The following is a 9307-nucleotide window of genomic DNA, read 5'->3' as shown; positions in this document are numbered from 1 at the left end:
GCTGCCCGCCCGGCTGCCAGCTTGAACAGCGGGTCATGACGCAGGGCGTTGGCGTCGTTGCCGTCCTCATAGCCGCAGGCAATCTGAAAGACGCGCTGCGTCAGCAAATCGCGCAGCGGGTGGGTGATGTAACGAGGATCGCGGGAATCGGCAATCGCCCCGGTCAGGCGATCGATCAGGCCGATGCGACGATCGACGGCGCTCAGCACCAAGGCGCCCAGGTCCGAGGACACCTCACCGGCGCTGAAATCGGCGCGAACCGTGAAGCCCGCAGCGGGCGGGAGGTGGAGTTGTTCCGGGGTAAAATCCAAGGCTGGGCGAGTAGTGGTAGGCATTTTTTACGAACTGGTTTCTATAGAACTCCAATTGTATCAAATGTTTACGTGCTTACTCGCCCTCTTTATGCAACATCCAGGCTAGGAAGGTCGCCTTGTTGGCGTTGACTATCTGTTCGATCAGCGAGGTGCGGCTGGCAGCCGAATGTGCGAGCAAGGACTCGGCCTCGGCTTCCGTGAGCCGACCAGCTTGTACCAGCGCCCGGGCGAGGCCGCTGAGCGGGGAGTTTTGCGGATTGGCTGCCATTGTTCGCGATAGGACCTTGTAATGCGTTTTGAACCATCAGGTCCCGGCTATGCCGAGTTATTAGCCTTCCCGATCATGCATTGACTCGGCGTGTTTGTAAAGGAGCTCCTTTTCGGCGAGCATTCCGGCCCCAGGGCCGCTCGCGGAGCGTGTCGCTGCAGCGACTGCGCGGAACGCGCTGGAGCGCGCCCATTCGGCGCATTCAATGATTCAATCAATCATCTATTCAAGCGTTCAATGGGCGACGGTTGGCAATTGCCGTCGCCGGATGAACTGCGACGCTTACTCGCTTGCTGCCTCGACGACGATCAGGGCGCTCATGTCCACCACTCGACGAACCGTCGACGTCGCTGCCAGTACATGCACCGGGCGCGCCGCGCCGAGCAGGATCGGGCCGACCGACATTCCGTCGCCACCCGTCATCTTGAGCAGGTTGTAGGAAATGTTGGCCGCATCGAGGTTGGGCATCACCAGCAGATTCGCCTCGCCGCTCAGTGGCGACTGCGGGTCCGAGCGTTCGCGGATGCTCTGTGAGAGGGCGCTTTCGCCGTGCATCTCGCCGTCAATCTCCAGATCCGGCGCCTTGGCGCGGACGATTTCCACCGCCCTGGCGACTTTGCGGGCACCCGCGGTGGGTGACGAGCCGAAGTTCGAGTGCGAGAGCATGGCCACCTTCGGCCGGATCGCGAAGCGACGAACCGCTTCGGCCGCCAGCAAAGTGATCTCGGCCAGTTGCTCGGCGTCGGGATCCTCGTTGACGTGCGTATCGCAGAGGAAGAGCGCGCGGCCAGGCAGCAGGACATGGGTCATTGCCGCCATGGTGTTGCACCCGGGCTCCTTGCCGATGATCTCGTCGATCTGCCGCAGGTGGTGTGCGAAGCGGCCGGAGAGACCGCAGATCAGGCCGTCGGCATAGCCGAGGCTGACCAGCATGGCGCCGATGATGGTGTTGTTGGTACGCAAGCGCGTCTTGGCGATATCGATGGTCACCCCGTAACGCTTGCGCAACTGATGGTAGGCGGTCCAGCACTCCTTGTAGCGCTCGTCGCTGGCCGGGTCGACGACGTCGAAATCGGTGCCCGGGCGCAACTTCGAGGAGAGCCGCTTCAAGCGCGCCGCGATGACTTCCGGGCGACCAATCAGGATCGGGCGCGTCAGCCCTTCATTGATGATCGTCTGGGCCGCGCGCAGCATGCGTTCGTCTTCGCCATCGCAATAGACGATGCGCGTTTCGCTGCTGCGCTTGGCGGCCGAGAACACCGCGCGCATGCCGACACCACTTTGATAGACGAACTCACGCAGCTTCTCGCGGTAAGCCTCCATGTCGGCGATCGGTCGGGTGGCCACTCCCGAATTCATCGCCGCCTGGGCAACCGCCGGGGCGATGATGGTAATCAAACGCGGATCGAACGGCTTGGGGATCAGATAGTCGCGGCCAAAAGCCAACTCCTGGCCAGGGTAGGCCATGGCCACTTCGTCGCTCACCTCTTCCTGCGCCATCGCTGCCAGGGCTTTGACGCAGGCCATCTTCATCTGCTCGTTGATACCCGTTGCGCCGACGTCGAGCGCACCACGGAAAATGAAGGGAAAACAGAGGACGTTGTTGACCTGGTTCGCATAGTCCGAGCGGCCGGTGGCGATGAGCACGTCCGGGCGCACTTTCCGCGCCAGTTCGGGCATGATTTCCGGGGTCGGATTGGCGAGCGCGAAGACAATCGGATCCTTGGCCATGTTGGTGAGCATCTCGGCTTCGAGAATGCCCGCTGCCGAGAGTCCGAGGAAAACGTCGGCCCCGGCAAGCGCTTCGCCGAGAGTGCGGCAGTTGGTGTCACGCGCATAACGCGCCTTGGTGGGCTCCATGTTGGCGTCGCGGCCGGCGTAGATCACGCCTTTCGAATCACAGACGAGAATGTTCTCGCGACGCACGCCAAGATCGCACCACAGGTTGAGGCAGGAAATTGCCGCCGCCCCTGCTCCGGAGCAAACGACCGTCACTTCGGCGATTTTCTTGCCGGTCACCTTGAGCGCGTTGAGGATCGCGGCCGACGAAATGATCGCCGTGCCATGCTGGTCGTCGTGAAAGACCGGGATCGACATGCGCTCCTTGAGCTTGGCCTCGATATAGAAGCACTCCGGGGCTTTGATATCCTCCAGGTTGATGCCGCCCAGGGTTGGCTCCATCGCGGCGATCATGTCGATCAGCTTGTCGGGATCTCTTTCCGCCAATTCGATGTCGAAGACATCGATGCCGGCGAATTTCTTGAACAGGCAGCCCTTGCCTTCCATCACCGGCTTCGCCGCCAGCGGGCCGATATTGCCCAGGCCAAGCACGGCCGTACCGTTGGTGATCACTCCGACGAGGTTGGCGCGCGAGGTGTACAGGCTGGCCGAGCCGGGTTCATCGACGATGGCCTGGCAGGCGAAGGCGACGCCAGGAGAATAGGCGAGTGCCAGGTCGAGCTGGTTGTTAAGTCCTTTGGTCGGCTGAACAGCTATCTTTCCCGGTGTCGGCTCGCGGTGATATTCGAGAGCGGCCTCGCGAAGGTCGGCCTGGCGCAGATCATTTTCCATTTTTTCTCCTGACGCGGTGTTCATAAAAACGAAGCGCGTCACTTTAGCCGACTGACGCGGTTTACACAAAAAGGACGCTTTGCCTCCGCTTATGTTCGAGTTGTTCGGGCCGCCGCCTGCCAGCAGCTGATCGCCGGGCAGAGGACGAGTTGGCGACGGCGGGAGCGCGCACGGCAATTTGTCGACGGCATTCCCGAAGCTGGCCGCAAGCAGCACGCGTTAGGCTCGCAGCGGGGGTAAAATGATATCAGCACGTGCGGCCTGACATGCCATGTGGCTAGATGGGGAGCTGCGGCGTGCGTTCGACTTGAATGGGAGATGATCAATGGGCCAAACCACCACCAGTATGCTGCGTGCTGTCGCTCTTGTCGGCCACGGCGCTGCCGGCAAGACGACGTTAGCCGAAAGCCTGCTCGCTGCCGCTGGCGCGATCAGCAGCCGCGGCAGCGTCGAGAAAGGCAACACCGTTTGTGATTTTGACCCCCAGGAAAAGGAATTCGGCCACTCGCTGAATGCGGCGCTGGCGGGTTTTTCGTGGCGGGACGTGTATGTGCATCTGATCGATACGCCAGGCTTCCCGGACTTTGCCGGGCAGGCGATCAGCGCCCTGGCCGCCGTCGACACGGCGTTGGTGGTGATCAATGCGCAAAACGGTATCGAGCTATCGACTGAAAAGATGATGCAGTTGGCAGCCGCTCGTGGCGTCTGCCGGATGATCGTCATCAACAAGATCGACGCCGACAATGTCGACCTGCCGGCGCTGCTTGGCGAGATTCGCGAGCGCTTCGGGCGTGAGTGCATGTTGCTCGACCTTCCGGTCAAACAGGGCGCAGAAGTCGTCGAATTGCTCGGCCACGATAGCGGCGAGAGCGATTTCGAATCGGTGGCTGCAGCGCATCGCGCCTTGATCGATCAAATCGTTGAGGAAGACGAGGACCTGCTCGCCCGCTATCTGGACGAAGGCATCGATCCGAGCCCCGACGAATTGCACCTGCCTTTCGAGAAAGCGCTGCGTTCGGGCCACCTGGTTCCGATTCTCTTTGTTTCGGCTAAAACTGGCGCCGGCATCCCGCAGCTGCTCGACGCTCTGGCGCAACTGGCACCCAGTCCGGCCGAGGGCAATCCGCCACCGTTCTATCGCGGCGAGCTGGGCGGGCCGACGGAAGCTTTCCAGGCCGAACCGGACCCGGAAAAGCACGTTCTGGCGCATGTCTTCAAGATCGTCAGCGACCCTTTCATTGGCAAAGTCGGCGTTTTCCGTGTTCATCAGGGCACCATTCGCAAGGATTCGCAGCTCTTTGTCGGCGATGGCAAGCGTCCGTTCAAGGTCGGACACATCTATCGCCTGCAGGGCAAGGAGTACCTCGAAGCCGAATCACTGCTGCCTGGCGATCTCGGCGTAGTGGCCAAGGTCGATGAAATCGAGTTCGACTGCGTACTGCATGATTCGCATGACGAAGACCATATCCACCTCAAACCGCTCGAGTTCCCGCAGCCGATGCAGGGCCTGGCGGTGACCGCCGTACGCAAGGCCGACGAGCAGCGCCTGTTCGAGATCCTGCGCAAGCTCGAGATCGAAGACCCCTGCTTCAAGATCGAACGCCAGGCGACGACCAACGAAACGGTGATTCGCGGCATCGGCGAAATGCACTTGCGCGCCAAGCTGACGCGGCTGGCGCAGCAGTACAAACTGGACCTCGACACCGCACCGCCGCGGATCGCCTATCGTGAAGCGATTACCGCTGCCGCCGAAGGGCACTGCCGGCACAAGAAGCAGAGTGGCGGTGCCGGTCAGTTTGGCGAAGTGGCGCTGCGCGTCGAACCCCTCGAGCGCGGCGCAGGTTTCGAGTTTGTCGATGTCGTCAAGGGGGGTGTCATTCCGGGTGTCTTCATGGCTTCGGTCGAGAAAGGCGTCCGCCAGGCACTGGCCGACGGCGTCGTCGCCGGTTTCGAGGTGCAGGACCTGCGGGTCACCGTCCATGACGGCAAGTCGCACCCGGTCGACGGCAAGGACATCGCATTCCAGACCGCCGGTCGCAAAGCAACGATCGAAGCGATTCGCGCCGCCAAGCCGATCGTTCTCGAGCCGGTGGTCGAGATTGAAATTCTCGCACCTGAGGCGATGACCGGCGATCTCACCGGCGACCTTTCCAGCAAGCGCGGCCACCTCACCGGCACGCAGCCGCGTGGGCCGGGAGTGATGGCCATCACCGGGCAGGTGCCGCTGGCCGAACTGGACGCTTACCAGTCGCGCCTGAAATCGCTGACTGCCGGGCAAGGCTCGTACAGCATCAGCTTCTCGCATTACGCGCAGGTGCCGCCGGCCACGCAGCAGGAACTCGTCGCGCAGCACAAGGTGGACGACGAGGAGTAGTGGTCGGCGACGAGCGAGGAGGAGCCAGGCCGTCGTGATGAAGGCGGTCAAGCTCGCCGACTGGTTTCTCCGCCTGGCACGCCGGCTGCTGTATCTCTGGGTACGAACCTCGGTTTTCCCGGCGAAGATGCAGGAATTGCCGCTCGATCCGATGAAGCCGGTCTGCTACGTCCTGCAGGACCGCCACTTTTCGAACCTGCTGGTGCTCTTCGAAGAGTCTCGGCGCGCTGGCTTGCCACGCGCCGAGGCGTCGCTCGACAGCGGCGGACAGCGGCAGCCGCGCTCATTCTTTTTCCTCAATCGTGACCGCCGTCTTGCCGTCAGCGAGCGCGACGCGCCCCGGCACTCGGCGCTCCTCGCCAATTTGATAGGCACGACAATCGCCGACCCGCAGTTCGACGTGCAGTTACTGCCGGTGGTCATCCTCTGGGGGCGCTCTCCCGGCAAGCAGGACTCGATCATCAAGGCTCTTTTCTCCGAGACCTGGCGCCCGCCAGGCGCGTGGCGACAGCTGCTGGCAATCGTGCTGCACGGTCGCCAGGTTCTGGTGCGCTACAACCCGCCGATCTCGCTGCGCGATCTGGTGCAAGGCGGGCTCGATGAGGAGCAGGCGCGACGCAAGCTGTCACGGGTCTTGCGTGTCCATTTTCGTCGTCAGCGCGAGATGGCCATCGGACCCGATCTGTCGCATCGCAACACGCAGGTGGATGCCGTGCTCGCTGGCGAGCGCGTGCGTGCGGCGATCACCCGCGAAGCCGCAACGCACGCGCTCTCGCCGGAGGAAGCGAGAGCGCGTGCCGCCAGCTTCGCTCGCGAGATTGCCTCCGACTACTCGCACGGCGCTATTCGGGCCCTCGAGCTGTTTCTGAGCTGGTTGTGGAAGCGGCTCTACGACGGCATCGAGACGCATAATTTCGCTGCCCTGACGCGCATCGCACCAGGGCAGGAAATCATCTACGTTCCCTGTCACCGCAGCCATATCGACTACCTGCTGCTGTCCTACCTGATCCGCCGCAACGGCCTGACGCCGCCGCATATCGCTGCTGGTGCCAACCTCAATCTGCCGATCGTCGGTTCCCTGCTGCGCCGCTGCGGTGCCTTCTTCCTGCGCCGTAGTTTCAAGGGTGAGCCACTGTATGCGGCTGTGTTCGATGAGTACCTGCACCTGATGCTTGCCCGTGGCTTCCCGCTGGAATACTTCATCGAGGGTGGGCGGAGTCGGAGTGGACGGATGTTGATGCCCAAGGCAGGCATTCTCGGCATGAGCGTGCATAGTTTCATTCGTGAGCACAGCCGGCCGCTGCTCTTCGTGCCGGTGTATGTCGGCTACGAAAAACTGCTCGAAGGGCACAGCTATGTTCGTGAACTGGCTGGCAAAGCCAAGCAGCGTGAATCGCTATGGGGCCTTCTGAAAAGCATGCGCACCATCAAGCGGGAATTTGGCAAGGTCCATGTCAGCCTGGGCGAACCGCTGGCCCTGGCCAACTTTCTCGACGCGCAGCACGCCGGCTGGCGCGACCAGGCTGGCGACTGCCCTTCGCCATGGTCGCGCGCGGCCAGCCGCCACGCGGCCGCCGAACTTGCCAGGCGCATCAACGCGGCGGCAGTGCTCAATCCAGTGAATTTGATCGCCCTGACGCTCTTGGCGACGCCCAGGCGCAGCGCCGATGAACTGGCCCTGCAGCGGATGATCGCGCATTACCAGGCTTTGTTCAGCGAAGCCAGCTATGCCCCGACCAGCATCGCCTGCAAGCTCGACGCCAACGAGGTGGTGGCCTACGCCGAGCGACTGGCGGTCGTCGAACGTTTTGCCGATCCCCTCGGAGATCTGATTCGGGTGTCTGACAAGCAGGCGCCATTGCTTGCCTACTTTCGTAACAACGTCCTGCATCTGTTCGCTCTGCCGGCGGTGATCGCCTGCCTGCTGAGCCACAACCGCCGTCTCGACGGTGCGCGCGTGGCACAGGCGGTGAGTGGCATTTACGCCCTGCTTCGCGCTGAGCTTTTCCTGCGCTGGTCGCCCGCCGAATTGCCGGCGGCCAGCGAGGCCGTGATACGGGTGTTGATTGGTCGCGGTCTTCTGCTGCGCAGCGAAGTATCGGGCAGCCTGGCGGCGCCGGAGCCCATCAGTCAGGAATTTGCCGAACTGCACCTGCTCGGCGAAAGCATCCGGCCGATGCTGGAACGGCATTTCCTGACGCTGGCCTTGCTCGAGCAGCAGGGCAGTGGTCGGCTGACGCGCCAGGCGCTGGAGGAGAGCTGCCATCGCCTGGGGCAGCGGCTAACGCTGCTTTACGTGGTCAATTCGCCAGAGTTCGCGGAAAAGGTCAGCTTCTCGGCATTCATCGCCGCGTTGATCGAAGCCGAGTTCCTCTGCGAGGACGAGGGTGGCTTCATGCACTTTGACCACCGTCTGATGACGCCGCTGGCCGATGCCGAGTTGCTGCTCTCGGCCGAGGCCAGCCAGACGATCCGGCGCATGGCGGGCGCCGGCGTTACCGAAGCTGGTGCCGAGTCTCTCTCAGTGGCCTCGTGAGCGAGGCCTCGCCAAGAACCGACTCAGGCCTGCGAGCTGCCCGTGCGCACGGCTTTTTCGAGACGCTTCTTTTCGGCAAAGACTTTCTTTGCGTAGCCGGTTGCCGGGTCCGTCGGTGCGCCACCATAGTGCTGCAGGCCGCCAGTCAGGCTGCCACGCCAGCGGATCGCCTCGTCCAGGACATGGACGCCGACCTGGATGTTGGTGACCGGGTCCAGGAAGGGTTCCTCGCCCGCGTCGTCCGGCAGCTTGTCCTTGTGGAATTGAGGCATTACCTGCATCAGGCCCTGGGCACCAACCGCGCTTTCGGCGAAGGGGTTGAAGCGCGATTCGATACCGATAATGGCGATGATAAGCAGCGGATCGAGGCGGACCTCGCGGCCGATACTTTGCGCGGTCTCGAAGATCGGCACCAGCGCCTCGGGGGCCACACGGTAGCGGCGCGAAACATAGTCGAGGGCGTGCTTCAGCGACGGCCGCAGCTCTTCGGGAGCGGGTTCGACGGCTGTCGCCTGCAACTCTGGCGGTGGAGCGGCTGCAACGACGGCTGATGCCTCTGCTGCGGCGACAAGCGATGCCTCTTCCTGGGCCATCAAGGATGGTTCAAGGACCGCTGCAGGAAAATTATCGCTGCCGGTGCTGCTGCCGAAAGCTGCTTTGAAGCTACCCAGGGCCAGCATCAGACCAACGATGATCAGGCCGTGTTGAATGAAACTCAAGGTGGCGTCGCTACGACGCGGCCTTTTGCTCTTGAGCGAAATAGTGGCGGACATGCTCTCTCCTTCACTGTAGTCGTCGCGCCAGTACTACTACCCGACGGTGACAACTAAAGATGGGTGCAAAGCCTCGAACTTGGGGGAAACAGGTACCCTGAGGCCGGGTCTCGCTGCAGGGTGGTGCGCTGCAGCAAAGGGGCGGAAAGCAGGCTGGGCCGCTGAAAGTGCCCTGTGACGTCACAGCCGTGGGCTGTAACTTGCCTGCTTCGAATCAACTCGAGGCGGACTCTATTGAGTTTCGGGGCTGTGGTCAAGCCGCCGCGCCCGAGCCTCTGCGGCAAGTGCCGCCGGCCGCCAGCCAACAGGCAGTGGGCCGGCCACCCGGAAAGACCAACTCTGCTATCCCGAAAGCCTTGCACCTAGGGCGATTCGCCGCTGTCTCTGGGCGACGATTGCGGTATTGATTCTGGCCGTCTGGCCCTGTGCGAAAGTGTTGCAAAAAAACAACGGGGTGCGGATTTTGCGGCG

General features: G+C 62.6%; 6 protein-coding genes. 2 read left to right on the top strand and 4 right to left on the bottom strand.

The window, feature by feature from the left end; all coding sequences use genetic code 11:
* The 3 genes from E4Q23_RS10740 to E4Q23_RS10730 all read right to left on the bottom strand — a co-directional run.
* On the bottom strand, positions 1-335 hold a 335-nt coding region (locus E4Q23_RS10740; protein ID WP_211203717.1), incomplete at its 3' end, for a transposase.
* Between the two features lie 52 nt (positions 336-387).
* Positions 388-582 carry a hypothetical protein gene (locus tag E4Q23_RS10735; protein ID WP_169066592.1) on the bottom strand — a complete coding sequence of 65 codons (195 nt, stop codon included), beginning with the start codon at positions 580-582 and terminating at the stop codon, positions 388-390.
* Positions 583-864: 282 nt separating this feature from the next.
* On the bottom strand, positions 865-3153 hold the full coding sequence (locus tag E4Q23_RS10730; RefSeq protein ID WP_169066632.1) for an NADP-dependent malic enzyme: 2289 nt from the start codon (positions 3151-3153) through the stop codon (positions 865-867).
* 325 nt (positions 3154-3478) lie between these two features.
* Here E4Q23_RS10730 and fusA point away from each other — a divergent pair, with 325 nt between their 5' ends.
* Together fusA and plsB are read left to right on the top strand one after the other, a co-directional pair.
* Positions 3479-5527 (top strand): elongation factor G, encoded by a 2049-nt coding sequence (gene fusA, locus E4Q23_RS10725; RefSeq protein WP_169066631.1) that lies wholly within the window; start codon positions 3479-3481, stop codon positions 5525-5527.
* Positions 5528-5564: 37 nt separating this feature from the next.
* Positions 5565-8063, top strand: coding sequence for a glycerol-3-phosphate 1-O-acyltransferase PlsB (plsB, locus tag E4Q23_RS10720; protein WP_169066630.1), 2499 nt, complete (start codon positions 5565-5567; stop codon positions 8061-8063).
* A gap of 23 nt (positions 8064-8086) precedes the next feature.
* On the opposite strand, the gene E4Q23_RS10715 is transcribed toward plsB, so the two are convergent.
* Entirely contained in the window at positions 8087-8836 is a 750-nt protein-coding gene (locus E4Q23_RS10715) for a transglycosylase SLT domain-containing protein (protein ID WP_248595370.1), read from the bottom strand.
* Positions 8837-9307: the final 471 nt, after the last annotated feature.

Origin of the sequence: Candidatus Accumulibacter phosphatis (assembly GCF_012939955.1) — a bacterium.
Taxonomy (GTDB): Bacteria; Pseudomonadota; Gammaproteobacteria; order Burkholderiales; family Rhodocyclaceae; genus Accumulibacter; species Accumulibacter delftensis.
The sequence above is the reverse complement of the archived record's forward strand: the minus strand, read 5'-3'. Positions and strand labels throughout refer to the sequence as shown.

What these genes read in the sequence shown, in the direction of transcription:
- E4Q23_RS10735 (WP_169066592.1), bottom strand. Translation starts at nt 582, where the DNA reads ATGGCAGCCAATCCGCAAAACTCCCCGCTCAGCGGCCTCGCCCGGGCG.
- E4Q23_RS10715 (WP_248595370.1), bottom strand. Translation starts at nt 8,836, where the DNA reads ATGTCCGCCACTATTTCGCTCAAGAGCAAAAGGCCGCGTCGTAGCGAC.
- plsB (WP_169066630.1), top strand. Translation starts at nt 5,565, where the DNA reads ATGAAGGCGGTCAAGCTCGCCGACTGGTTTCTCCGCCTGGCACGCCGG.
- fusA (WP_169066631.1), top strand. Translation starts at nt 3,479, where the DNA reads ATGGGCCAAACCACCACCAGTATGCTGCGTGCTGTCGCTCTTGTCGGC.
- E4Q23_RS10730 (WP_169066632.1), bottom strand. Translation starts at nt 3,153, where the DNA reads ATGGAAAATGATCTGCGCCAGGCCGACCTTCGCGAGGCCGCTCTCGAA.